Annotated in this window: 21 protein-coding genes and 2 pseudogenes; 9 read left to right on the top strand and 14 right to left on the bottom strand. The window is 63.5% G+C overall.

What is annotated here, in order from left to right; translation table 11 throughout:
* Positions 1-140: 140 nt before the first annotated feature.
* On the bottom strand, positions 141-1,262 hold the full coding sequence (locus tag AC5Y30_RS22665) for an adenylate/guanylate cyclase domain-containing protein (RefSeq protein ID WP_499921159.1): 1,122 nt from the start codon (positions 1,260-1,262) through the stop codon (positions 141-143).
* 40 nt (positions 1,263-1,302) lie between these two features.
* Between AC5Y30_RS22665 and AC5Y30_RS22660 the strand changes: the two genes are divergently transcribed.
* Positions 1,303-1,827 carry a DNA-deoxyinosine glycosylase gene (locus tag AC5Y30_RS22660; protein WP_499921157.1) on the top strand — a complete coding sequence of 175 codons (525 nt, stop codon included), beginning with the start codon at positions 1,303-1,305 and terminating at the stop codon, positions 1,825-1,827.
* 84 nt (positions 1,828-1,911) lie between these two features.
* Here the strand turns inward: AC5Y30_RS22660 and AC5Y30_RS22655 are convergent, their stop codons facing one another.
* Positions 1,912-3,297, bottom strand: coding sequence for an amidase (locus tag AC5Y30_RS22655; RefSeq protein WP_499921155.1), 1,386 nt, complete (start codon positions 3,295-3,297; stop codon positions 1,912-1,914).
* A gap of 83 nt (positions 3,298-3,380) precedes the next feature.
* On the opposite strand from AC5Y30_RS22655, the gene AC5Y30_RS22650 reads away from it, so the two are divergent.
* A complete protein-coding gene (locus AC5Y30_RS22650) occupies positions 3,381-3,815 on the top strand; it encodes an HIT family protein (protein ID WP_499921386.1) in 435 nt (144 codons plus the stop codon).
* A 33-nt stretch (positions 3,816-3,848) separates the two neighbouring features.
* Here the strand turns inward: AC5Y30_RS22650 and AC5Y30_RS22645 are convergent, their stop codons facing one another.
* From AC5Y30_RS22645 to AC5Y30_RS22635, 3 genes are read right to left on the bottom strand one after another with little or no spacing between them, the layout of a single operon-like run.
* Positions 3,849-4,880: an LLM class flavin-dependent oxidoreductase gene (locus AC5Y30_RS22645; RefSeq protein WP_499921154.1), complete on the bottom strand. Its 1,032-nt coding sequence runs from the start codon at positions 4,878-4,880 to the stop codon at positions 3,849-3,851.
* A gap of 43 nt (positions 4,881-4,923) precedes the next feature.
* Positions 4,924-6,054, bottom strand: a complete 1,131-nt coding sequence (locus AC5Y30_RS22640; RefSeq protein ID WP_499921153.1) for an FAD-binding protein — start codon at positions 6,052-6,054, stop codon at positions 4,924-4,926.
* Positions 6,051-6,878: a uracil-DNA glycosylase gene (locus AC5Y30_RS22635; RefSeq protein ID WP_499921152.1), complete on the bottom strand. Its 828-nt coding sequence runs from the start codon at positions 6,876-6,878 to the stop codon at positions 6,051-6,053. The genes AC5Y30_RS22640 and AC5Y30_RS22635 overlap by 4 nt, the downstream gene beginning before the upstream one ends.
* A 62-nt stretch (positions 6,879-6,940) precedes the next feature.
* Here AC5Y30_RS22635 and tap point away from each other — a divergent pair, with 62 nt between their 5' ends.
* Positions 6,941-8,206, top strand: coding sequence for a multidrug efflux MFS transporter Tap (gene tap / locus AC5Y30_RS22630; RefSeq protein WP_499921150.1), 1,266 nt, complete (start codon positions 6,941-6,943; stop codon positions 8,204-8,206).
* Positions 8,203-9,570 (top strand): FAD-binding oxidoreductase, encoded by a 1,368-nt coding sequence (locus tag AC5Y30_RS22625; protein WP_499921149.1) that lies wholly within the window; start codon positions 8,203-8,205, stop codon positions 9,568-9,570. The genes tap and AC5Y30_RS22625 overlap by 4 nt, the downstream gene beginning before the upstream one ends.
* A 259-nt stretch (positions 9,571-9,829) precedes the next feature.
* Here the strand turns inward: AC5Y30_RS22625 and AC5Y30_RS22620 are convergent, their stop codons facing one another.
* Together AC5Y30_RS22620 and AC5Y30_RS22615 are read right to left on the bottom strand one after the other, a co-directional pair.
* Positions 9,830-10,414: an ImmA/IrrE family metallo-endopeptidase gene (locus AC5Y30_RS22620; protein WP_499921148.1), complete on the bottom strand. Its 585-nt coding sequence runs from the start codon at positions 10,412-10,414 to the stop codon at positions 9,830-9,832.
* Positions 10,415-10,789, bottom strand: coding sequence for a helix-turn-helix domain-containing protein (locus AC5Y30_RS22615; RefSeq protein WP_042792272.1), 375 nt, complete (start codon positions 10,787-10,789; stop codon positions 10,415-10,417).
* Between the two features lie 145 nt (positions 10,790-10,934).
* On the opposite strand from AC5Y30_RS22615, the gene AC5Y30_RS22610 reads away from it, so the two are divergent.
* Genes AC5Y30_RS22610 through AC5Y30_RS22600 form a run of 3 tightly spaced genes read left to right on the top strand, consistent with a single transcriptional unit; the run spans position 10,935 to position 12,719 of the window.
* A complete protein-coding gene (locus AC5Y30_RS22610; RefSeq protein WP_042792271.1) occupies positions 10,935-11,192 on the top strand; it encodes a multiubiquitin domain-containing protein in 258 nt (85 codons plus the stop codon).
* 19 nt (positions 11,193-11,211) lie between these two features.
* The gene (locus AC5Y30_RS22605; RefSeq protein ID WP_499921146.1) at positions 11,212-12,330 is read left to right on the top strand and encodes a ThiF family adenylyltransferase; all 1,119 of its coding nucleotides are present in this window, start codon (positions 11,212-11,214) and stop codon (positions 12,328-12,330) included.
* Positions 12,327-12,719, top strand: coding sequence for a ubiquitination-like system serine protease family protein (locus AC5Y30_RS22600; protein ID WP_499921144.1), 393 nt, complete (start codon positions 12,327-12,329; stop codon positions 12,717-12,719). The genes AC5Y30_RS22605 and AC5Y30_RS22600 overlap by 4 nt, the downstream gene beginning before the upstream one ends.
* Before the next feature lie 232 nt (positions 12,720-12,951).
* Here AC5Y30_RS22600 and AC5Y30_RS22595 read toward each other — a convergent pair whose 3' ends face one another.
* The 6 genes and pseudogenes from AC5Y30_RS22595 to AC5Y30_RS22570 form a co-directional block, all read right to left on the bottom strand.
* Positions 12,952-13,128, bottom strand: a complete 177-nt coding sequence (locus AC5Y30_RS22595; protein WP_165576450.1) for a hypothetical protein — start codon at positions 13,126-13,128, stop codon at positions 12,952-12,954.
* Entirely contained in the window at positions 13,125-14,537 is a 1,413-nt protein-coding gene (locus AC5Y30_RS22590; RefSeq protein WP_499921143.1) for a hypothetical protein, read from the bottom strand. Before AC5Y30_RS22590 ends, AC5Y30_RS22595 begins: the two co-directional genes overlap by 4 nt.
* A gap of 568 nt (positions 14,538-15,105) precedes the next feature.
* Positions 15,106-15,306 (bottom strand): annotated as a pseudogene (locus AC5Y30_RS22585) (NAD(P)-binding domain-containing protein); the annotation flags it as partial.
* Between the two features lie 191 nt (positions 15,307-15,497).
* Positions 15,498-17,390 carry an ATP-binding protein gene (locus AC5Y30_RS22580; protein WP_499921141.1) on the bottom strand — a complete coding sequence of 631 codons (1,893 nt, stop codon included), beginning with the start codon at positions 17,388-17,390 and terminating at the stop codon, positions 15,498-15,500.
* Positions 17,391-17,563: 173 nt separating this feature from the next.
* On the bottom strand, positions 17,564-18,952 hold the full coding sequence (locus AC5Y30_RS22575) for an SIR2 family protein (RefSeq protein ID WP_499921140.1): 1,389 nt from the start codon (positions 18,950-18,952) through the stop codon (positions 17,564-17,566).
* A gap of 321 nt (positions 18,953-19,273) precedes the next feature.
* Positions 19,274-19,537 carry a hypothetical protein gene (locus AC5Y30_RS22570; protein ID WP_499921138.1) on the bottom strand — a complete coding sequence of 88 codons (264 nt, stop codon included), beginning with the start codon at positions 19,535-19,537 and terminating at the stop codon, positions 19,274-19,276.
* A 1,050-nt stretch (positions 19,538-20,587) separates the two neighbouring features.
* Between AC5Y30_RS22570 and AC5Y30_RS22565 the strand changes: the two genes are divergently transcribed.
* Both AC5Y30_RS22565 and AC5Y30_RS22560 read left to right on the top strand, forming a co-directional pair.
* Entirely contained in the window at positions 20,588-21,103 is a 516-nt protein-coding gene (locus tag AC5Y30_RS22565; protein ID WP_499921137.1) for a Chromate resistance protein ChrB, read from the top strand.
* Positions 21,104-21,438: 335 nt separating this feature from the next.
* Positions 21,439-22,590 (top strand): MFS transporter, encoded by a 1,152-nt coding sequence (locus tag AC5Y30_RS22560; RefSeq protein ID WP_499921136.1) that lies wholly within the window; start codon positions 21,439-21,441, stop codon positions 22,588-22,590.
* Positions 22,591-22,695: 105 nt separating this feature from the next.
* Here the strand turns inward: AC5Y30_RS22560 and AC5Y30_RS22555 are convergent.
* Positions 22,696-23,088, bottom strand: a pseudogene (locus AC5Y30_RS22555) (IS21 family transposase); the annotation flags it as partial.
* Positions 23,089-23,569: the final 481 nt, after the last annotated feature.

The raw sequence follows: 23,569 nt of genomic DNA, 5'->3' as shown, positions 1-23,569 counted from the left end.
AAGCGACCAATTCGAAGTGCCGGAACACGGGGTAGGAATCCGGCCGCGTAGGACACGCGTAAGACGGAGTCAGACGCCCCCTAGAGTCGCGCCGGGCCTGCCCATGTGTGGACGCCGTTGGCCGGCTGGACAGCGTCTCGTCAGTCGCCGTTGCCCCGCCGGACGCGAAAGAGTTTCACCTCGTTCTTGATGCCCTTGAGGTGACGGGCGCCGGCGAACGACGCGGAGAACTGACCGTTGTCGCCGATGTCGTCCCAGACCGAATCCGCGACCAGGACGGTGCCTGGGCGCGCCACATTGGTGACGCGGCTTGCCACGTTGACCGGACTGCCGAACCAGTCTCCGGCCCGGCTCACCGCCATGCCGGAGGCCAACCCCGCTCGCAATCGGGGAAAGTCGTTGTCGGTGTCGACGGCTTCGACGAGTTTGAGGATGACGTCGAGCAACGGCAGCGGATCGGGGCAGACGAACATCACCGCATCACCGATGGTCTTGATGAAGCGCACGGGAGGCACGGTCATGTCCCGCGCGAGGATCGCCAGCCGATTGGCCAGGTGCCCAAGCTCCTCGGGCGACACCGCCTCGCCGATCTTCGTGAAGCCGACCAGGTCCGCGAACGCGACGGTGATCTGGCGGGCTCCGGGAAGTGGCTTACCGGCCGCGCGCTCGGCGGCATTGACCGCCTCGGTCTCCATCATGTGCCGCAACTGCATGAACAACATGTGCTCGATCATCGGGCCCAGCAGGGGCGCGATCTCGGTCACCAAAGCCTTTGAACCCTTGGCGATTTCGAGCTCGCTGGCACCAGGCCGCATGATCGCCGAAAGCGCCGTGTACCGCATGACCTCAGCCGCCCGCGACAGGCCCTCGGCCAGCACCCGGACTACCAGAACCAGCTGTTCGGGATCCAGTCCCAGCTCCACGAACCGTTGGGTGAAGGCGGCGGCTTGACCGTCGGCGCGCATGTGGACCGCGGCGTCGGGGTCGTCCACGCGGACCAGGCCGATTGCGCGTTGCACGCGTTGCAAGAGCCCAAGGTCGATGCCGTGGGACTCGCTGATCTCGCGGGTGGACACGTAGGTGCCGTCGTCGCCGATGAGGTGGCGCGTGGCCAGCAGCAGGGGCGGATTCGTCGCGCGGATCTCGTCGGCGGTCACGCCCTGCTCTAACAGCCATTTCACAAGCTCGGCCCGTTCGGTGCGTGCGCTCCCCTCGAGTCCCTCCAGCAGTTCGTCGATATTGTCGTCGGCCCCGTCCTGCACTTCGCAAACGTACAACGCGGGCAAGCGATGATGTGAGGTGATGAGCACACCGCTGCTGCGGGGGTTCCCGCCGGTCGTCGATGAGCGCGCCAGGACGCTGATCCTGGGTTCGTTTCCCAGCGCGCAATCACTGGCGGCGGGCCAGTACTACGCCAATCCCCGCAATGCGTTCTGGGCGATCACCGGTGAACTGTTCGGCTTCGACGCGACCGCACCCTACGACAGACGGGTGGCGGCCCTGCAGTCCCATGGTGTCGCGCTTTGGGATGTGCTTCACGCGTGCCGGCGGGTCGGCAGCGCGGACTCGGCGATCGAGCCAAAGAGTTTGACCATCAACGATTTTGATGAGTTGTTCGCGCAGCATCCGACCATTACGACGGTGTACTTCAACGGAGCCAAGGCCGCCGGCCTATTCGCTCGGCTGGCGGAGGCGCCCGATCGGATCCGGTATGAGCGCCTGCCGTCGACCAGCCCGGCCAACGCGATGCGGTCGGGTGCCAAGCTGGCGGCCTGGCGCGTGATCGCGAGCGCGGCGCAGCCGGGCGAAGCGGGTCACCGCCCATAGACCCAGCGCGTGATCGCGAGCGCGGCGCAGCCGGGCGAAGCGGGTCACCGCCCATAGACCCAGCGCGTGATCGCGAGCGCGAGACTATGACACCGGCGGCCGGTGAACGGCCCACGGGCGAGCCGCTTCGATCTGCGCCGACAGCGACAACAGGGTCGCTTCGTCGGATGGCCTGCCGACGAGTTGGACCGACATCGGCAGGCCGTCCCCGTCGAAGTCCCACGGCACCACTGCCGCGGGCTGTCCGGTCAGGTTCCAAACCTGTTGGTAGGGAACGTACTGTCCCACCCTGAGCAGCGTCGACACGGCGCCGCGGCGTTGATACGCACCGATCCGGGACGGGCCTGTCGCGGTCCCGGGGGTGACGACGACGTCGACATCGTCGAAGATCGCCTGAATCCGCGAGACGACGGCGCCCTCGTTCGCCCGGATGGCCTCCATTCGCCTGTCCGAGAAGAAAGACCCCAAGCGGGCCATGGTGCGGGTGCGCGGTTCCAACCACTCCGGGTGGGCGAGGGCGTCCGCGTCGTCGCAGATACCGCGCAAATAGCGGGGCAGATAGTTGGTGACCATCGTCGAAATCGGATATTCGGGGTCGGCGGTGATGACGTCATGGCCGAGGTCGCGAAGCAAGGCGCCGGCCTGGTCGACCGCCGTCAACTCCGCCTTGCCGACCCTGACCGGCAGCGGGGTTGGAACCTTGGTGCTCAACGCAATTCGCAACCGGCCGGGACTGCGCCCCGCCGCACTCACGAACTCGCCTTCGGGACCGGGCAGCGTCGACGTCGCATCCAGGAAGACGGCGGCGTCCATCACCGTTCGCGCGATCGGGCCGTTGACGCTCAGCCCGTACCAGGCGTCGTCGTGCGGCTCCAGCGACACGCGGTCGCGTTGTGGCTTCAGGCCGAACAGACCGCACCAGGTCGCCGGGATGCGAATCGACCCGCCCCCATCGGATCCCAATGCCAGGGAAGCCAATCCGGCAGCGACCGCGGCGGCACTGCCGCCGCTACTGCCGCCCGGAGTGCGGGTGAGATTCCACGGATTACGGGTGGCTCCGAAGGATGTCGACTCCGTGTAGGGCAGCATCATGAGCTCGGGCACATTGGTCTTGCCGATGATCACCGCGCCAGCGGTACGCAACCGGCGGACCACCTCCGCGTCGGAGGTGACGGCGGGCCGGTGACCGCCGCTGCCGAACGTCGTCACCTGGCCGGCGACGTCGACATCGTCTTTGATCGCGATGGGCACCCCGAGCAGCGGCAGCCGCTCGCCCGCATTAAGGCGCTCCTGCGCCGCCGCGGCCTCATACCGAGCCTGGTCGGCGAGCACCACTCGGTAGCAGCGCAGCTGGGCGTCCAGCCTCGCGATCCGCTCCAGGTAGACCTCGAGCAACTCCGGCGCGGTCAGTTCACCGTCGGCGAGCATGCGCGCGTGTGCAGCCGCGCCTGCGAAGGCGAGATCGTCCATCGCGGCAGCGTATCCCGCCAATCGTGGCAGACCCCGACTGGTCTCGGCGCCGCCATGACGCGGCAACCAGTACCGTGGGCGACATGTCCTGCGTGTTCTGTGCGATCGTCGCCGGCGAGGCCCCGGCCATCCGGATCTTCGAAGACGACGACTACCTGGCCATCCTCGACGTTCGCCCATTCACCCGGGGCCACACGTTGGTCGTGCCCAAACGGCACAGCGTCGATCTCACCGACACCGCGCCGGAAACGCTGGCCGGGATGGTCACCTTGGGCCAACGCATCGCCCGAGCCGCGCGCACCACCGAATTGGCCGACGCTACCAATATCGCCGTCAACGACGGCAGCGCCGCTTTCCAGTCCGTCTTCCATATTCACTTGCACGTTTTGCCCCGCCGCAACGGCGACAAGCTGTCGGTGGCCAAGGGATTGGTGCTGCGCCGCGACCCCGACCGGGAGGCCACCGGCCAGATTCTTCGCACCGCACTGGCCCGTATCGATGCGAGTCGGTCGGATTGAGCCCGGCGTTGTGGCGGCGCGATCGGACGAGGGCTAGAACAGCTCTTTGGCCAGCAGCTCGAGCGTCGCGACCCGCCCCGGCGCGGTGTCGGGTTCGGTTCCGCGGCGGGCCGAGGCCACCGGGTTCACCATGACTTCGTCGACGCCGAACCGGTCGGCCAGCGCTCGGATCTGATCGGCGGCCTCGGCCGGCGCCCCCAAAACGGCACGCTGGAAGCCGCTTTCGACGATCCGCTGTTGTTGTCCGGTCAATTCGGCAACCGCAGCCTCCTCGACCAGCGGCACCGGCCCGAGCGGTTGCCCGGTCCGAATCCGGGCCATCATCTGCAGGTTGGGCAACATCAATGCCGTTGCCTCCTCCCGGGTTTCGGCCACCGCGGCGTTCACCGTCAAAAAGGTCAGGGGCTGATCCGTCAGCGCACTCGGCTTGAATCGCGAACGGTAGACCTCGAGCGCCTCCTCGGTTCCGTTGCCGGAGAAGTGATGTGCGAACACATACGGCAACCCCTTGGCGGCGGCCAGATGCGCCGAGTACATCGACGACCCCAGCAGCCACAGGCGCGGTTCGCCGGCCGCGGCCGGGGTGGCCTTGAGCGTGTAATCACCCGAGCGCAACGGAACCCGCACGCCGCGTGCGCCCATCAGCGCGGCCACGTCGTCGAGATACTCCGGGAAGTTTTCGATGTCGCGGTCGTCCCGGCCGCCGCGCAACGCATACGAGGTCACGGGATCCGAGCCGGGCGCCCGGCCGATGCCGAGGTCGATCCGGCCCGGGGCGGCGGCCTCCAAGAGCGCGAACTGCTCGGCCACCGCCAGCGGCGCGTGGTTGGGCAGCATCACACCACCCGAGCCCAGCCGCAGCTGCGAGGTCTGCGCGGCCAGGTAGGCGAGCACCACCGGCGGGCTGGTGGCACCCACCGACGGCATGTTGTGGTGCTCGGCCACCCAGTAACGGGTGAAACCCAGCCGATCCGCGGCCTGCGCGAGCTGCACGGTGGCCGCCAGCGCGGCAGCGGTCGTCTGGTCGGTGCGCACCGGAATGAGATCGAGGACGGAAAGACGCACGATCGCGTCAACGCGCGCGGGCCCGCAAACGTTCCCGCCCGGCTCAGTACTCCTTGAGCGTGATCGAGGCGACGATCCGGTCGAATACCTCTTGCGGTATCGGCGCACCGCCCGGAATGTTGTCCACGACCAGCCACTGATTGCGCTTGACGTAGTCGTTGAACTCGCGGTGATAGTTGGCAAAGCCGGCTTCGTGGTCGACGGTCCCGTCTTGGGAGGCCGCCTTGAGCTCACCGGCCAGGATGTAGGCGCCCAACAGCGCGACGCTGGTCCCCTGACCCGACAGCGGCGAACAGCAGTATCCGGCGTCGCCTACCAGCGCCACCCTCCCCCGCGACCAGCGATCCATCTTGATCTGCGCCATCTCGTCGAAATAGAAATCGGGCGCGCCGCGCATGTACTCCAGCAGTTGCGGGCGAACCCAGCCGTCGCCGGCCATCCGCCGCTCCAGCTCGGCGAATTGGGTCTCGGTGTCGCGGTAGTCGATCCGCAGGTCGGTGTCCATGAAGCCGACCATGGCCCGCGCCTCGGCGTTGTTGCGGGCGCTGTAGATGCCGGCCATGGTGGAGTCCCCGTAGTGCCACATCTGCCAGTAGTCCAGGTCCAAGAAGTTGGGCACGGTGAAGATCGCCGCGTGCGTGCCCAGCCTCTCGATGAAATTCTCTTCGGGGCCGAACACCAGACGCCGCACATTGGAGTGCAATCCGTCGGCGCCGATGACCAGGTCGAAACTGCGCGGCGCGGCGCGCTCGAAGGTGACGCGGACCGCCTCGCCGTCGTCATCGAGGGCTGTGATGGTGTCATCGAAAACATATTCGGCCGTCCATTGGCTTGCGCCGTAAAGCAATTCGACTAGATCGTCGCGCAGCAGCTCGATGTCGGGGCTATCGATAAGCCCACCGGTCGGTGTCGATTCGGTGTCCCGGGACAGCTCGTTGCCGTCGCGGTCCACGACGGACGAGCCCCGGATTTGCGTCCTGCGCTTCTGGGCCGCGCCCAACAGCCCCATGCGCTCGAGCACCGTCAGCGCCGGCCCCCGCACGTCGATCGCCTGACCGCCCGGCCTCGGCCCCCGATGCCGCTCGACCACGGTCACCGAAAACCCATGCCGCCCAAGCCAAAAAGCCGCCGCCGTACCCGCCACGCTGGCGCCGGATACCAGAACCTCGGTCACGTGATCCCTGCCAGTTCCTTTGCGTCGCGGAAGACGTCGTCGAGCATTGCTGGTGTCAACCTACCGGTGAACATGTTTTGCTGGCTCGGGTGGTAGCAGCCGAGCAACCGCACACCGGGCGCCAGGTCGGCAACGACGCCGTGGCCGAACCGGGGCTTGCGCCCGGTCGAGGTGCCCGGCAGCCGCAGCGCGATCTGCCAGCCGAATCCGCCCAGGGCCACGACCACGCGAACATCCTCGGACACCAACCGCCATTCGGCCTGCAGCCACGGCCAGCAGGTGTCCCGCTCCTCCGGCGTCGGGGCGTTGGCGGGGGGCGCGCACCGCACCGGGGCGACGATGCGAATCTTCTTGGTCTGCAACCCATCCGCGGCGTCGACACTCGTCGGTTGGTTCACAAGTCCGGCCCGGTACAGCGCCGCGTACAACTGGTCCCCCGAGCGGTCGCCGGTGAACATCCGTCCGGTGCGGTTCGCACCGTGCGCGGCGGGCGCCAATCCGACGATCAGCAGCCGCGGCCGCGCCGACCCCCAGCTCGGTACCGGCCGCCCCCAATACGGTTGATCGGCAAACGCTCGGCGCTTGACGACCGCGACATCCTCGCGCCAGCCGACCAGGCGCGGGCAGGCCCGGCAGACGCTGACCAGCGCATCGATTTCGGGAATCGAGCCGGCGCGCTCGGCGAGGTCGACAACCGCGGCGGCGTCGGCCGCCACGGGCGTCTGCGGTGTTGCCGGATCGCTGGGCCATCCGGTGCCGGCGCCGACCGGAGAGCTGAACGCCTGGCCGGTACGTGGGTGGGCGAGCACACGAACATCCTGCACGAGTCGAAAAAATTCGGTCGCCGCAAATACCGCTTTGGCATACATTCAGCGGCGATCTTCCAATGAAAAGCGGCGGCCCAGCATTCCTGATCCTGTTCGCCACGTTGATGGCGACGGCGGGCAGCGGCATCTCGATAGTCGCGTTTCCGTGGCTGGCGTTGCAGCACCACAACAGCGCGCGCGACGCCTCGGCCGTGGCCCTGGCCATGACGCTGCCGCTGGTGCTGTCCACCCTCGTCGCCGGCGCCGCGGTCGACTTCTTCGGCCGCCGCCGGGTGTCGCTGGTCTCCGATGCGCTGTCCGGGACGGCGGTGACCGCGGTGCCGCTGATCGCGTGGGGACTCGGCGCGGACGCGCTGAACCTGGCGGTCCTGGCCGTCCTCGCCTTCTTCGCGGCCGCGTTCGACCCGGCCGGGACGACGGCGCGCGAGTCGATGCTGCCCGAGGCCGCCGCCCGCGCGGGCTGGTCGCTGGCCCGAACCAACAGCATGTACGAGGCGATTCTCAACCTGGGGTTCATCGTGGGCCCGGGCATCGGCGGCCTGATGATCGCCACCGTCGGCGGCATCACCACGATGTGGATGACGGCCGGGCTGTTCGGGTTGTCCATCCTGACGATCGGGTCGCTGCGGCTCGAGGGCAGCGGAAAGCCCGAGCGTGCGACCCGGCCCGGCGGGTGGATGTCCGGCATCGCCGAAGGATTGCGCTTCGTCTGGAACCTGCGGGTGCTCCGGACGCTCGGCCTGATCGACCTGGCCGTCACCGCGCTCTACCTGCCGATGGAAAGCGTGCTGTTTCCGAAGTACTTCTCCGACCACCACCAACCGGCGCAACTGGGATGGGCGCTGATGGCGATCGGGTTCGGCGGCGTGGCGGGGGCTCTCGGATATGCGGCGCTGTCGAAACACCTGCGACGGCGCACGGCCGTGCTGACGGCGACCCTCACCTTCGGGGCGGCGACCGTCGGAATCGCGTTCCTGCCGCCGTTGCCGGTGATCCTGGTGCTGTGCGCGGTCACCGGCGTGGTCTACGGGCCGATCCAGCCGATCTACAACTACATGATGCAGACGCGGGCCCCGCATCGGCTGCGCGGCCGGGTGGTCGGGGTGATGACCGGGCTGACCTACGCGGCGGGCCCGTTGGGCCTGGTGGTCGCCGGTCCGCTGACCGACGCGGCGGGGCTCAAGGTCACGTTCCTGGTGCTGGCGGTACCGATCCTGCTGATCGGCCTCGTCGCCTGCCGCCTGCCGTCGCTGCACGAACTGGACCGCGCGCCGGAGCTCGCGCAAGACCCCGGCCCGTCAGGCGGGCTTAGTATCGGGCCGTGAGCTCTGACGCCCTGGCCAGCCTGATCGCCGACCTGCCCGACGGGATGGTGGTCACCGACCCGACCGTGACCGAGGGCTACCGGCAGGACCGCGCCTTCGACCCGGCGGCCGGCAAGCCGCTGGCCGTGGTGCGGCCGCGGCACACCGAAGAGGTGCAGAAGGTGCTGCGCTGGGCCGCCGCGCACCGGGTGCCCGTGGTGACGCGCGGCGCCGGCAGCGGCCTGTCGGGCGGGGCGACCGCACTGGACGACGGGATCGTGCTGTCCACCGAGAAGATGCGCGACATCGCCGTCGACCCGGTCACGCGGACCGCGGTATGCCAGCCCGGGCTGTTCAACGCTGAGGTGAAGAAGGCCGCGGCCGAGCACGGCCTGTGGTATCCGCCGGACCCGTCGTCGTTCGAAATCTGCAGCATCGGCGGCAACATCGCCACCAACGCCGGCGGGCTGTGCTGCGTGAAGTACGGCGTCACCACCGATTACGTGCTGGGCATGCAGGTGGTGCTGGCCGACGGCACCGCGGTGCGGCTGGGCGGCCCGCGTCTGAAGGATGTCGCGGGGTTGTCGTTGACCAAACTGTTCGTCGGCAGCGAGGGCACGCTGGGCGTCGTCACGGAGGTGACGCTGCGGCTGGTGCCCAAGCAGAACGCGTCCAGCATTGTGGTGGCCAGCTTCGCGACCGTCGAGGACGCGGTCGAGGCGGTGCTCGGCGTCACCGCGCGGCTTCGTCCGTCGATGCTGGAGTTCATGGACTCGGTGGCGATCAACGCCGTCGAGGACACCCTGCGCATGGATCTGGACCGCGGGGCGGCCGCCATGCTGGTGGCCGGATCGGACGAGCGCGGCCGCGCCGGCAGCGAGGACGCCGAAATCATGGCCGAGGTTTTCGCGGAACACGCTGCGACGGAGGTGTTTTCAACCGACGATCCCGACGAGGGCGAGGCGTTCGTCGTCGCACGGCGGTTTTGCATCCCGGCCGTCGAGGCCAAGGGGTCGTTGCTGCTCGAGGATGTCGGGGTGCCGCTTCCGGCGCTGGGCAAGCTGGTGACCGGGATCGCGCACATCGCCGCGGAGCGTGACCTGATGATCTCGGTGATCGCGCACGCCGGCGACGGCAACACCCACCCGCTGATCGTCTACGACCCCGCCGATGCCGACATGACCGAGCGCGCCCACCTGGCGTTCGGCGAGATCATGGATCTCGCCGTCGGACTGGGCGGCACGATCACCGGGGAACACGGCGTCGGCCGGCTGAAGCGGCCGTGGCTGGCCGGCTATCTGGGACCCGACGTGATGGACCTCAACCGGCGGATCAAAGAGGCGCTGGATCCGCAGGGCATCCTCAATCCCGGCGCGGGTATCTAATTCGTTCACCGAGCGTCACGCCAGCGTGGCGTCCGCCGCCGAGCTGTAGGTTCCCATCTGATGTGGCGGATTGCGATGCCCCTAGCTGCGAGTTTGCTGAATTCTCAACAAAATGGCGGAGGCATTTTTCTCATCTTCGTGGCGGATCCTAGAACCATGTGGATGCGCAGTCCCGCTTTCCCTGAAGTACTTCAAAGAGTGGTGCCGCCGACCCGACACTGATCCGCACACGTCCGCTGCGGCCAGCCGCGAACTGGTGTTAACCGCCGCTGACCCGGCTCCGCGCTGCCGCACGGCGCCGTGCAATCAGGCGCGCACCTGTTGCGTCCATTCGCCAGCGCGCCAGATCGACGCTGACGCCGAACTGGAGCGCGACCTCTTCATTCGTCGCCTTCCGTCTGGCGAGCAGCTTGGCAGATTCGAATGGGACGAGAAGCTCGCCGGCGATCTCAGCCGCTTCGTCCTCTTGGACCTGGTTCGCTAGCCGGCAGCCCCGCTCGTTCACGAGGCTGGTATCGAACTTGTGCTCGCCGAACACATGTGCCAATTCGTGACCCATCGTTGAACGTCTGCGTACCGGAGGGTGCGAATCATTCTCGACGATGATTGCACCGTTACCGACTGGCACTAACGCACCGGAAAACACTTCGGGACGGGCCAGAGTGAAGTGGTCGCGGATATCGCCGCTAATGGCAAGACTGCTCAGTGGGATCACATCGATCCCGTACAACTGAGCGAGCTTCCAAGGATCGAGGGCGTCCATCGGGTGCAGGCCGACTTCGGAGCGCAGCTCAGCAGCAAGCCGCTTACAAGCGGCCTTGTTGAAACTGCGGCTTCTGGACACTCAGGCTTCCTCCCGTGACGCGTGGGCATGACGGATTGTTGCCCGGATAACTTCTTCGAGGTAGGCGACATCGCGCTTGCCGAGGTCGCGACTCGCGCGCAGTAACGGTGCCAACTGCGTGACCAGGTCGGGTTCAGACTGTGGGCGATACTCAGCGTCGATGTCGACCATGAACTGCTCGGCCGGCATGTTCAGCCAGCGGACCAGCGTCGCGAATCCGTCGGCGTCCGGACGAAGGTTGTTGCCCAGGCGCGACAACAGGGATGGGCTAACTCCGATCTCCTTCGCGAGCTGGCGCCAAGACAGGCCACGGGTAGTGCGCTCAGCATCCAATGCGGCGTACAGGCCCTCCACGTTGATTCGCGTTCTTGTCATGGGTCTCCTCTATCGTCGCCATCAGTGTCGCACTTCCGGCGCACTGCTTGAAACTCGACGCGTTAATATTCTAAACTCGAAATGGTGGGTCGAAAGTGACACACAGCAGTTGTTAACTAGCGAACGTTGACAGGAGAACTACGACATGACCGCAGTCGAGGCAGCCGAAAAGACCAAGACGGTGACGATCATCGTGAACACAAAGGCACACAGGTGGAGCGAAAAAGACATCACGTTCGAGCAGGTCGTCGAACTCGCCTCCCCAGGGCAGCCGTACGACCCGGCGGGCACCACGGTGGAGTACAGCCGCGGTCATGGTCCCGACAAGTCGCTGCGCCCGGGCCAAAGCGTTCACGTCAAGGATGGAATGATCTTCGATGTCGAACCCACCAACCGGTCCTGAGGACCCCGTTAGTGGCTTATTGACCGACGGCTACGACCTGGTAATGCAGAACGGGCACCTTATCGTCCGTCGCATTCCCTATCTCGCGCCCAGCGGGGCGCGCACCGACGGACGGTTGGTTCTACCCGTGAATGACAGCGGTGGTGTGATGGCTGATGCCATCGGCGATCACACCATCTGGTTCGCCGGCGAAGAACCCCGCGACGAACGCAGCGCACCTCTCGGCAGTGCAAGTGTGCGTGATATCGGCGATGGGGACAAAGTCAGCTTCATGTTGTCCTTCAAGCCGCCTGGCGGCAGCTATGCCAGCCTGTACGAGAAGGTGCGAACCTATGCCAGCATTCTCAGCACTCCGGCTCGAGGCATCGACCCGACGCTGACCGCGACACCCGGAGCGGCCTTCCAGGTCGTCGAAGACGACCTGCCGCTGGTGTACCGCGATACCAACACGACTCGCGCGGGACTCACGGCACTCAACACTGTCTTCCGCGGCCACCGAATCGCCATTGTCGGCGTCGGCGGCAGCGGCAGCTACATCCTCGACCAAGTCGCCAAGACCTGGGTTGACTGCATCGACCTCTTCGACGGTGACGTGTTCGAGAACCACAACGCGTTCCGCGCACCCGGCGCTGCCGCACACGAGACGCTTCAGGCTGGGCGGAACAAGGCGGAGTACTTCGCCGAGGAGTACTCCCGCATGCACACCGGGATCACCGCCCATCCCGAACACCTCAGCCTGGACAACATCCACCTACTCGCAAACGCCACGTTTGTCTTCCTCGCAGCGGCGGACGCTCACGAGCGGCCGATGATTATGGCATGGCTGCGCGATCACGACATCCCCTTTATCGATGTCGGCATGGGACTCCATCAGGTAGACGGGGGCCTCACCGGGCTCCTGAAATCCACCACGTACCTTCCGGGCGGCAGCATCGGCTTGCCGACAAAGCCGGCGCCGACGCCCGGCGAAGACGAGTACAGCACCAACATCCAAGTTGCAGACCTCAACGCCCTCAACGCACTGCTCGCAGTGATCGGCTGGAAGCGCTATCTCGGTTTCTACGCAACCCATAGCCTGGCCAACGAGACGGTCTACAAGCTATACCTCAACGAACTTCGAAACGGCGACGCGATATGAGTCGCACACCGCGCTACGCCGCCGAATTCGTCGAGAAATTCCCCACGCCAATGGAACCCGGCATCCTCTATATCTCCAGCAAGTACTCCACCGCAGGCCACCTCTGCCCATGCGGATGCAGCCGCGAAGTCGTCACGAAGCTTTCCCCTGCCAGATGGCGAATCACATTCGACGGCGAAGTGTCACTCTGGCCATCGGTGGCAGCCACCGGGCTGCCGTGTAACTCCCACTACTTCATTACTCGTGGTGAAGTCGACTGGCGCCATAACCTCACCAGTATCCAGACAGCACGGGCGCGGGAAGCCGATAGGCATGCAGTAGACAGCCACCGGACGAGAAACGAAGGCTTCGCAAAGCGGCTCTGGCGGCGTCTGCGAATGCGGCGATAACACGTAGTCAACGATTCTGCGGCACCTCAGCGTAATGTCAGCGTGCGGTCACTGACGACCCGACCGTTGAGTTGACGTTAAAGATACTGTCCTGCAACACGTTTACCATGCCGTAGAGAGTCTCTTTTCATCGATAACCGCTGACAGGACAGTGCAGGTGGATTCAATGACCCCAATGATCGACGCATGCCCGGCATTCCAGTGACACTTCTGCCCCGCAAACACCGCCGGTTCAGTGTGTAAGCGGGTTGAGGGTGTCGTTGGCGATACCTCGTGCCGTCTCGTATGCGCGCTCGAACCCTGCGTCGATGCGCGCCAGGCGGCGATCATCAATGTCGCTGAGGTCATCGGCCGACCTACTCAGGGCCGCACGATCTTCTGGTGTCAATCGCGACAACGGTGAGGTCATATCCGGAACTCCTTCTTCAAAGCGTTAATCGCTCGACGCTCCCTATCGGCTTGGTCCTCATCTTCTCGCACCTGACCGACAAGTGGCTGTGCGGCCCTCCGGTCATACGTGGGGAATTTCCCAGAGGCATCTGCGACAAACGCTGGGCGGTCGCCGAAAATCTGCATGTAGCGGCGCGGCGCCACGCCGGCGAACGGGACCAACTTGTCCTCGGCCCCCTTGGAAAACATCGCAACCGCGCGACTCTTCGGGTACGGCTCGATGTACTCAATATGGTCCAGGCGCACCGATAATGCGTGCTTGTAGCACAGGTGGCATGGATAGGTGGTGACGAAGAGGGTTCCACCAGCAGGTGATACTCCACGGACTGTGGCGTCGTCGATCGCCCTGGCCTCAGCATGCACCGCACGCTGGTACTCAATGACGCTCAGCAACTCGCCCTTATCGAGCGCCGCTGCCGCATGCGTCACCCCCTCGTCATCGGCGTCAAGCGTGTCTGCGAGAAGACCGGCTTCCTTCAATCGTTTCAGGGTATCCCGTAGGTTTTCGCGCTTGAACAGTTCGCTGGTGTCTTCACCCTCCAAGACGTCTGGAACCTGACCGTGGGGCACATCGTTGTATCCGGTGGCAATGACCGCGTCGTCGACGACGATCGCAGCGCCGACTTTGCGGCTGGCGGCCAGGGAGCGGGCGCTGCTGGCCAACGCCACATACATCGCGTACTCGCCGATCGTTGGCGCCTCAGGCTTCTGGAACAGCAAGTCGAACATTCGGTCGATATCCGCGCGTTCGTTGTTTCGGATGAAGAAGTCAGCCTGCGGATAGGTGCGGTTGACGTTCTGCCCCAGCTGTTCCCGCTCGTCGGCGTCGATTTCGATCAGCTTCTCGACTATGTCATTCTTCTCCGCGTCATCAGCCGAGGACAGATTGAGTTGCAGCAGGCTCCCCGTGCGCTCGGCGACACTTCCCTGGCTGCCGACCAGAATGAACCGGCTGCCGTAGACCTCTCGCAGTAGCTGCACCTCCTCCCGCCGCTTTAGCGACTGCACAACATAGGCCGTCCGCGGCCGACCGGCGATCTCGTCGATCGGCCGGTGATCGCCGTCCGCCCGAATCAGCTCGATCCGTCGAGCTCGAATGGCGCTCACCGCCAAACGCGCAACCGCGGCGGCATCCTCGTTGACCCGGCAAAATTGGTTACCAGCATCGATCAGCCGCCGGATCCGCAGATCCTCGGCCTCACCGGTAGGCGCCGGCACAGCAGTCGGTAGTAGCTCCGACACCTTGATCGGTACAGCCTTATAGCCGAAGCGCGACAACGACCCTCGGATCTCTTTAGTCAGATCGGTGGTACTCGTTCCCAGCGGCGCCACTAAACCGATGACCAGCTCCGGATCATTGGTAGCCATGACCGCAGCGTACCCAACCAATAGCGGACCAATTACTGTCACTCGTGCGGACACACGTAGCGACCAGAACGGCCGCGCGCCGCAATCAGAGCCTTCCGATGCTGCGACTCTCGGTACACCGCAAAACGGCGCCACACTGATGCCGTCGAGGGTAGAAGTTTGACGGCGTCGCGTTGCAGGCCTATCGCAACAGATCGAACCTTGTGTCGCATGTGGTTGTGCGGCCGGCGCCGACAATCACTATCACCTCTGCTGCACAACCGAATTCGCCGATAATTGCGCCTTTCCCCCGGGGCCGGCAAAGTCCTGCGCCGATAAGCGATTGCTGCGGTATTGAAGATATTGTACGACAGCACATTCGATGTGGACTGATGGATAATCGTCAGTTTCCATAAATATGGTGGCGTCCGGGTCAAGTGACTAGCTGCCTCGACCTGGTGGGTTAGGGCTGCTGGAGCATCCAGAATGACCGGCGGCCTCTGTGAGCTGTTCATCAGTTCCGTCAACGTGGCAATGGCGCCGGTTGTGTTGCGAGACGACCACAGGCGGGATTGGTTTGCACAATGAATCAGTCTGGCCCCGTGCCTGTTTCGCGCAGCTGGGCATGTGAGAACAAGCAGCAGATCAAAATGCCGCTGCGTTCGGCGAGTTCGGCCACCGACTCCGCCAGCAATGCGCCACCGTCGCGCAAACGTGATCGCACCTCATCGCGGCGGGCGTACACGGCCAGGTCGTGCCCGGCAGCCAGGAGACGCCGAACCATGGGCTCTCCAAGCTGGCCGGCGCGAGGAAACCGATCGTCACGATGCCGGTTAACGGTGGACCAGTCGGTTGATCATGTTCGCGAGCGCGGTGATCACCTCGTCTTTTTCGACCGGCACTGCCTGCTCCTGCACCGCGTGCCACGCACGGTCGAGCATGCCCAGCACCGCGACGCCGAGCCGACCAGATCGCAGACCCTTACGTCGACGGTGCGTCTCCCTGCCAGTCCTCGACTACCCGATCGATATGCTCCGCGAGCAGCGGCAATCTGCCGGCATCCCCCCAAATAGTGATGAAGTCTGGATCGTCACTCTTTGGGGGGTTATTGACATCGCGAACCCGGACGGCGACTGGCACGCCACTGCTAACGCCGGTCACAAGAGCGTGTTGTTGCGCCAGGCTGGGTAGTTGATCGAGCAGCGCGCGGGAACTCAATGCTGTCGCGTGACGCAACAAGCTCTGGTCCGCTTCATGAGTGAGTCTGTGTGCAATCACGGTGCCGCATTGAGCGACGACTGTCTCGCTTAATTCGCTCGGTCGCTGACTCGCTAGCAGTAAGGACAGCCCAAACTTGCGGCCCTCCTTCGCTATCCGCTCGAATACCGATGCTGACCGGGTGCTAGTCCCACTCGCGTCTCGCCGCGATGGAATGAACCGGTGGGCCTCCTCTAGGACCAGCAAGAGTGGATGTTCTGCACGAGGCTTGCTTCGCACTGCGAAGTCGAACAGAATCCGACCGAGCAATGCGGTGACGTTTTCAAGCACATCGTTCGCGACGAGACTCAGGTCGAAGATCGTCACTGACGGTCCCGAGTCGTGGTGTGTCGCTTGCGATTGGTAAGCGATTGTCGCAGGCCAGTCCGAATTCTCCTCTCCCGCAGTCGGATCGACACCCATGAGCGCCTTAAGGTAATTGCCTAGCGGATCGGCATGCTTCTCGATACGAGTCATGAAGTCATAGCGCCCGTCAGCGAGAAGCCGGCTCAGACGCATCTGGAGCGTTGACACGTAGCCGGCAATCTTGTTATCTGCCGCCTGTTCTAGCTGAATTCGGTTGGGAAGGAAGAAGTCGCATAGCTCCTGGAGCGAGTAGTACACAGGCGCATCGAAGTCAGCCATCGCCCGGGCGCTTCCCATACCCAGAGCCCCGAAGGCGGCAGAAACTTCCCTTCGAATGGCCACAAACATGCGCGCGAGAATGTCCCGCTGCGGCGCCGTAAGGGGCGTCCACTGGACGTTGCGGACGTCGGCCTGAGGGATGCCTGCGTCGAGGATTACCTTGATCTGCGACCACTGCGCTGAGCAGGCGCTCGTCCGGCCAGCCTGGTCCTCCACTAAGTTCTGCAGTCCGGCAAGTTGCGCAAACGCGGTGTCGGAACCTCCTCTAGTATTGGCAAAGGCTCCCTCGATGATCGCCAACGAGCTCAGAAGATTCTGGAGCCGGAGCATCTCAATATTCGTTGATACGCCGGCAACTCGTGCATCTGCGATCGAGCGCTGCAGAACCGGCGCTTGAACTCCTTCGCTTGCCTTGAACAAGGCCAGATGCTCTTCGTTGTTCATAAACCAATGCGGAAGGAATAGTCCACTCGATGTTCCAGGTCGCGGGCCGAGAATTAGGGGCCGCGTCCGCTTGCCGCGGCTGGCCGACGCGGGAAACGACTGAGCGTACTCCCCGTTGATATCGAGAATTACGATGTGACCGTTGGGTATTGGGTGATCCAGCAAGCCATCGATGACCGCCGTCACGGTGCACGACTTGCCCGACCCAGTGGATCCGACGACCGCGCAATGGTGTCCGAGTAGCAGATTCGCGTCGAGGTAGACCGATTGCTCAGGGGCCACAGCCGACGTCCCTATGCGCAAAGCTGGCCCGCTCTTCGGATGGAAGATGTTCGTGACTTCCTGGGGAGTCGCCGCCTGCACGGGAGCATGCAGGGGTGGGTAACCGGTTAGCCCGGATTTGAAGGCATCCGCTTCAAACCGGCCCACCACCGTGGCTTCGAGCTCGTAGGTGGCCGTGTCGTCTTGACTAAGCAGTTCAACTCGGTTTGTGGCCTCATGACGACCGCTTATATAGACGGCTGTCACGATTCCGACTACACGGTGCGCCCCCGCAGGCACTGTGACGTAGGAGTTCACTACGCCTACTGTCTGCAGACCATCGGGACCGACCTTGGTGAATCCCTTTGCACCCACGTCCAACGCGACACGGATCGTAGTGCTTCGGACATCGATGACTCGGCCGATCACACCGACAGCCCTCAAACAACATCACCTCTAAGAACTTGAGCTGCTCCACTTCCCGCCTCGCCCAAAGTCTGAATGAGACTCGTGATTGCTGCAGGTGAACTTGCGCTTCCATGTGTGCTGGCGTCCGGCATTAGTTCAGCTAATTCAGAGAACTTGCCAAGATCTCCAGTAAGAACAGCGATCCGGGAGTCGGAACTCGTCGCAAGTGCTGCGATCGCGGTCGACTTTAGTGTCACATCACTTTCTAGTAGCGGCTTTCCAACAGCATCTGATTTGTCCTTCAGTGTCAGCAAGTCGTCATCGCCGAGAACCGCCTTCGGGTCGGCGACGAAAACGTTCAGCGCCGGATTGCTCGCAAGGCTGCGCAACAACAGACGATTGATATGAGGGTCAGCGAACCCATACCCAATCGCAAGGACCGCGGTGTCCTCCTGCTGTACAGCATCTCCTAGTAGACGCAGTAGGTCGGAGTACGGGTAGGCCAAGGAGTCAGCCTCCTTGGCAGCCGTCGGATAAATCAGCACGAGTTCACCGCCTGCGGTCTCCTCCGAACTCTGCTTGACTTCCAGCGATTCAAGACCAGTTAGCGGGTCCTGCTCAAAAGATGAACGCCAGTTGAGACTGCCATGCACTTTGTGGAGGTAGACGGCTCCCTCTGCTCGTGCAACTACCGCTTGCGTAGTCGTTTCGACTCTATGAAAGTCCAGCCCGTAGAAGGCAAGGTTCAAGCGTCGATCCACTGTCCCGCTGAATCCGTCGATATAGGGAAAACCGAGTTGGTCTAGAGCTCGCTCAATCACGAGATCGTAATTAGTCGTGAATATGCGCGGGCGCGGAAGGTTGGACCGCCGATTGCGCACAATCCGCGATAGGAATGTGCGGTGCGCGCGGAGCGGGTCTACATCGAACGGCGCTTCGAGTGCGCCCGCGGGTAGGCGGCAAGCTCCCGCTAGCGCGCGGTTGATTTTGCGGCGCAGACTCTCGACCAGCTGCCTCGGGTAAGTCTTGGAAGCCCCCAGCGCAACCGCGTCTTGGCCAGCTTGCCTTGCGAGTGAGGCGGCAAGTTGCAATCCATTCAGCAGCTGCTCCAAGTCACCACTGTCAGCGGGGTTAATGACGCTCAGGAGCTCGCTATCGGCAGCGGTTGGTTCGCCGCCGGCAATAGTGATTAATTCGAGCACCTTCTCATTGCTAAGGTTGCGCGTCTGCGGAGACCCAAGGTGAAACGACGCCCCTGATCCCAAAAGGACGACGAGGTTCTGCACTTGCAACAGTAAGCTCAGATGCTCACGTACCACATTGGCATTGTCCGTCGTGATCAGCTGCTTTACGACTCCACCGATTAAGAAGAGTCCGCGGGGATGGGCGACCACATTCGATAAGTCATCGTCCGAAGACACGGCACAGTCTGCCCCGACGCGTGTATCCGACTCCGGCAACTCTCGCGCCTCAGGCATCGCACTCCCTTCAACCTCGAAATGCTAGTCCGACTCAATCGTCTCAACGTATGACCGACACGTCGCAAGTTCTGGTTCTGCGGTGATTTCGACGAGGCGGACGACGCCCACAGGCTTGCGCCGCCGCGGCCCGGTGGCCGGCGAGGCGCTGCCAAGTACGGTTCACGCTGATGGGCATGGTCACCACTCGGGAACGCCGATACCTGAGCTATGGTCAACCCAACGCGGCCGGAGAACCGGCGGATTATCGGCTCGGGCGCACGGTCAGATGACGGAGTAGCCGAGCCGTTCCGCGGTGCCGGCGAGCCGCGAGACCAAGGCGGGGTGGGTCAGGGGCAGGGAGATGGTCGGCCGTTGGGGCATGGCGGTGGCGGCGGGCAAGTAGAGGGCTGTGCAGGGGTGGCCGGCGAATCGGCTGTTATAGCGAACGCCGTCGAGATCGGGGAACGCTTCGACGATCGCGCGCGCAGCGTGTTTTCGCACCTGAGCGATGACGTGAGTTCTGCGCTCAAGCCGTTGTTCAGCCACCGAACATCTTGGATCGAGCCGGGTGGGCCTGTAACACTCAAACGTTTGCGGCAAAGTCGAACTCCTCCGCTTATTCAGCGACAGCAGCGAATTCAGACGACCTGAGCCCCCGGGGCTCTCGGCGAAACCACGGTCAGCACTAAAATAAGGACCAGTGTGAGGCCAGAATATACAGCTCTTTTCTCACTGTCGCGTGCGAGCTCAGAGCCGTGGTCGTTTGAACAAACGACGGTCTTGGGCATCCCGAATGCCATCCGCCAAACTCGATGCTAACAGAGCTAGGACGCTCCTCACCGGGCCGCAGCCAACAGCAAGTTCTAATAGCGTCAACGGGGTTCTGAATCTCCCTGTGACGCAGGGCTGCCGACGGGCCGCGGCAGCGCTCTTGAGGTGCCGACGAACGATCGCCGCGACTTTCGGCTCGCAATTTCTACGCAGAACTACCATCTTCGAGCAGCAAAATGTCGATAAGCCTTAGCATGAGACTCAAGGCCAAACATCAAAAGCTCGCTGTTAATGGCGGTACAAAGGCACCAGCGCCGCCTGCGATTCCTTCAGGCCACCGCGACGGGTCTGTTCGTGCGGCCGCGGCGACTTGGTTGTCACGCCGAGCCCGCGACAGACAGAAAGCTTCGTCGATGGCGATGACCGACTCCACCGATTAGTTCCAACGAATCTCAGGGTGAGCTAGGCGGCGGAAATGGGCTGCCTCACTTAGTGGCTCATCATGTCTAGAGATTGATCGGACTACAGCCGGAGTTGGGCATTGATCGTGTCAGCGTGGTTGTCAAAACCGTGGACCTCAACAGCGATCCCTTCGGGCAATAGCACTGCGGAACCGAAGCATGTGGTGCTGCAACGGTAATCGGCTCTGGGCCAGGCAGATGATGGCGTCCAGACGTGACACGCAGTTGGGCCACTTCATGCCCGCGGCTAAGTGCGAAGCGCCGATAGAAGAGGCCGCAGATTGGGTCATGTGCGTACTACGGAAGCTCTTAACCATGTGATCATGAGGGCATGGGGTCACCGAGTACAGATGACACTGGGTGGTTGTTGCTGACTTACCGGGTACCCCGTGAACCGACCCGGCTGCGTGCCACCGTCTGGCGCAGGATCAAATCCCTAGGCGCGGTCTACGTGCAAAACTCCGTCGCTGCGCTACCCGACTCTCCCGCCAACGAAAGGGCGATGCGCTCGCTGCGCCGCGAGATTGTTGAATTCGGCGGCGCTAGCCAGGTTATGCGCGCGAAGGCCCTCGCCGGTGCCGGCGATCTTGTCGAGATGTATAACTCCGCCCGTGATGAGGAGTACACCGAAATCATCGACAAATGCGGCGACTTCCTGGACGAGATCGAAAAGGAAACTACTGCAAGTCATCTCACCTATGCTGAGCTCGAAGAGAACGAGGAAGATCTCATCAAGCTCAACACATGGTTGGCCAAGGTTACTAAGCGGGACACACTCGGCGCGTCACGGCGCAACGATGCTGCAGCCGCACTCGACGAATGCCGCGCTGCACTCGAGGGGTTCGCCCACAATGTCTACCTCGCCGAGGATCGACAATAGCCTCCGAGCGACCATCGTGGCATGGCGTCCGTGAGCCCAGCAACCGCGCAGGATGAGTCGTAATCCTCGTTTATGTGTCACGCGGGTTGGGAATGGTTCCTAACCATGGTTATGCTTTTAACTGTGACTGCCGCTTCGGTGAGGTTATTAACTGCGGACGCGTGCAGACAGGCATGTGGGTGAGGAGATCCAGGGCCCTCAACCGTGGCCACGACAACGACAATCCAGACGGACAACGAAAAACTCGCATACCAGAACGCTCGGCGTTCTTTGGGACTGCGCGGAAGGAGCACCCTCGCCACCCCGCCAACAGGTGGTCCCCAGCGCTGAAGTTCGTGCTGATCGTTGGCGTGATGAGCTTTTTCGCCGACTTCACCTACGAGGCGGCCCGCAGCATCATCGGCCAATACCTCGGTCTGCTGGGAGCCGGGGCGTTGGCCATTGCCATGATCACCGGCTTCGGTGAGTTGCTCGGCTATGGGCTGCGGCTTTTCTCCGGGCGAGGCGCCGACCGCACCGGACTGTACTGGCCCATCACCATCAGCGGTTATATCCTGCAAATGTCGGTCGTTCCGCTTCTAGCGCTGGCAGGTTCGTGGCAGCTGGCCGCCGTCCTGATCATTCTCGAACGCGTGGGCAAAGCCATTCGCAACCCACCCCGAGATGCCATGCTCTCGCACGCGGCAAAATCGATGGGCTACGGCTGGGGTTTCGGTGTGCACGAAGCGCTCGACCAATTCGGCGCCATGTTCGGCCCGCTTCTGGTCGCACTGATCCTCGCGACCACTCAGCACAACTACAAGTTGGCCTTTGCTGCCCTCGCAGTTCCAGCCGCAATAATGCTTTTGCTGCTGACGGTGGCGAGGTTGCTCTATCCCAGGCCTCAAGATCTCGAACCTGAACACATCACACCGCACAGCGGAAAGTACCCGGTGAGATTCTGGATCTATCTGGCGGCCGCGGCGCTCGTGGCGGCTGGCTTCGCCGACTTCCCGGTCATCGCTTACCACTTTCAACAAACCCAAACGGTCTCCACCGACACAACCGCCATCTTCTACGCGACGGCCATGGCGGTCTCCGGCGCAGGCTCACTCGTATTCGGTCGCTTATTCGACCGATTCGGGATCGGGCTGCTGGTGCCCCTCACTGTCATCACCGCGGCCTACGCACCGCTTGCCTTCCTGGGCGGCTTCTGGGCAGCATTGTCAGGATCATGCTTGTGGGGCCTTGGCATGGGAGTGCACGAGTCCATCATCCCCGCCGCAGTCGCACCGATGGTCGCGCCTAGCCGACGTTCCTCGGCATACGGACTCTTCACCGGGATCTATGGTGTCGCCTGGTTCGCCGGCAGCACCGCCATCGGGGCTTTATTCAGCGTCTCGCTCGGGGCAGTGGTTGCCTTCAGTGTCGCCACCGAACTGGCGGCTGTCCTTGCTCTGCTGGTGGTATTTCGCGAGCACACAAGCACAGCCTTGCCGAACCACTGACAGTCGGTCCGCACAGCCCCAGCGTATGTCGGATCGAGCAACCACCAACCTCTGTCAATGGCCAAGTAGAAGTCCCCGCTGGTGGCCAGGGAAAGTCCCCACCCGTTCGGCCCAATCCATCACCAGATAGTCACCTGGTGACCACACCGCAGGACGCCGCTGATGCCGGTTAGCGTTGCGCCACAACACTTTCTGCTCAGCCACCAATCGGCGGAAGTTACGCGCCGAGCCCTGATACCCGGCCGCACGAGCAATCGGCAACGTCCGCTTGGCTGACATCTTGCCCTTCGACTTCTCAACCCGGGTAGCGACCAGCTCGGTGAACGCATCGACATTGCGTGGTCGCGGTTCCCGTGACCGCGGCCCGCCGGCCTCGGCTCGCTCGAAGACCCGCTTGACCGTCTTATGCGTCGTGCCGCACAGCTCGGCCGCGCCGCGATACGACCCGACCTGGTGATACGCCGAAATGATGTTCATATGCTCCCTTGCAGACTTCAATAGAGCTCCCTGGGCGGTGTGGTGACAGTTGGCGCTATCACCGTCACCGCCCAGGCCCTCAGCTCCCGGAAATGACACGCGAGCCCGCAAAGGAGTGGGGACTTCTACATGGCCACCAGTGGGGACTTCCTACTGGCCACAGATGGGGACTTTCTCATGGCCATGGACAAACCTCTCACCCTCACCAGGTCCGACTAAGGGAATCGAGTGGGCGTGCAGGCTCAACGTGAAGGTCCATGGCGTACAAATCGCCGCTTCGGTTCTCGCGGCGACTATGTCGCTCAAGTTGGACTCGCCCATCCCCCTTCTCGTGGTTGCCATTCCTGGCCGCGCGGGCCCAACGGCGTGCGCGACAATTGTCTCGAAGCCGAAGCAGACTTTTTGGGCAACGATTCACACCTGCCCGCTTCGAGAACGTGGCGATCAGCACGAACGCGCTCGACATCGCGCAAGTCATGAGGGACAAATTCCGGCGGACGAT

The organism is Mycobacterium sp. NGS27 (assembly GCF_059813005.1).
Note: the sequence above shows the minus strand (reverse complement) of the source record. Positions and strands in the feature narration are given on the sequence as shown.

What these genes read in the sequence shown, in the direction of transcription:
- AC5Y30_RS22615 (WP_042792272.1), bottom strand. Translation starts at nt 10,789, where the DNA reads ATGACAAGAACGCGAATCAACGTGGAGGGCCTGTACGCCGCATTGGAT.
- AC5Y30_RS22610 (WP_042792271.1), top strand. Translation starts at nt 10,935, where the DNA reads ATGACCGCAGTCGAGGCAGCCGAAAAGACCAAGACGGTGACGATCATC.
- AC5Y30_RS22600 (WP_499921144.1), top strand. Translation starts at nt 12,327, where the DNA reads ATGAGTCGCACACCGCGCTACGCCGCCGAATTCGTCGAGAAATTCCCC.
- AC5Y30_RS22655 (WP_499921155.1), bottom strand. Translation starts at nt 3,297, where the DNA reads ATGGACGATCTCGCCTTCGCAGGCGCGGCTGCACACGCGCGCATGCTC.
- AC5Y30_RS22590 (WP_499921143.1), bottom strand. Translation starts at nt 14,537, where the DNA reads ATGGCTACCAATGATCCGGAGCTGGTCATCGGTTTAGTGGCGCCGCTG.
- AC5Y30_RS22595 (WP_165576450.1), bottom strand. Translation starts at nt 13,128, where the DNA reads ATGACCTCACCGTTGTCGCGATTGACACCAGAAGATCGTGCGGCCCTG.
- AC5Y30_RS22660 (WP_499921157.1), top strand. Translation starts at nt 1,303, where the DNA reads ATGAGCACACCGCTGCTGCGGGGGTTCCCGCCGGTCGTCGATGAGCGC.
- AC5Y30_RS22650 (WP_499921386.1), top strand. Translation starts at nt 3,381, where the DNA reads ATGTCCTGCGTGTTCTGTGCGATCGTCGCCGGCGAGGCCCCGGCCATC.
- tap (WP_499921150.1), top strand. Translation starts at nt 6,941, where the DNA reads ATGAAAAGCGGCGGCCCAGCATTCCTGATCCTGTTCGCCACGTTGATG.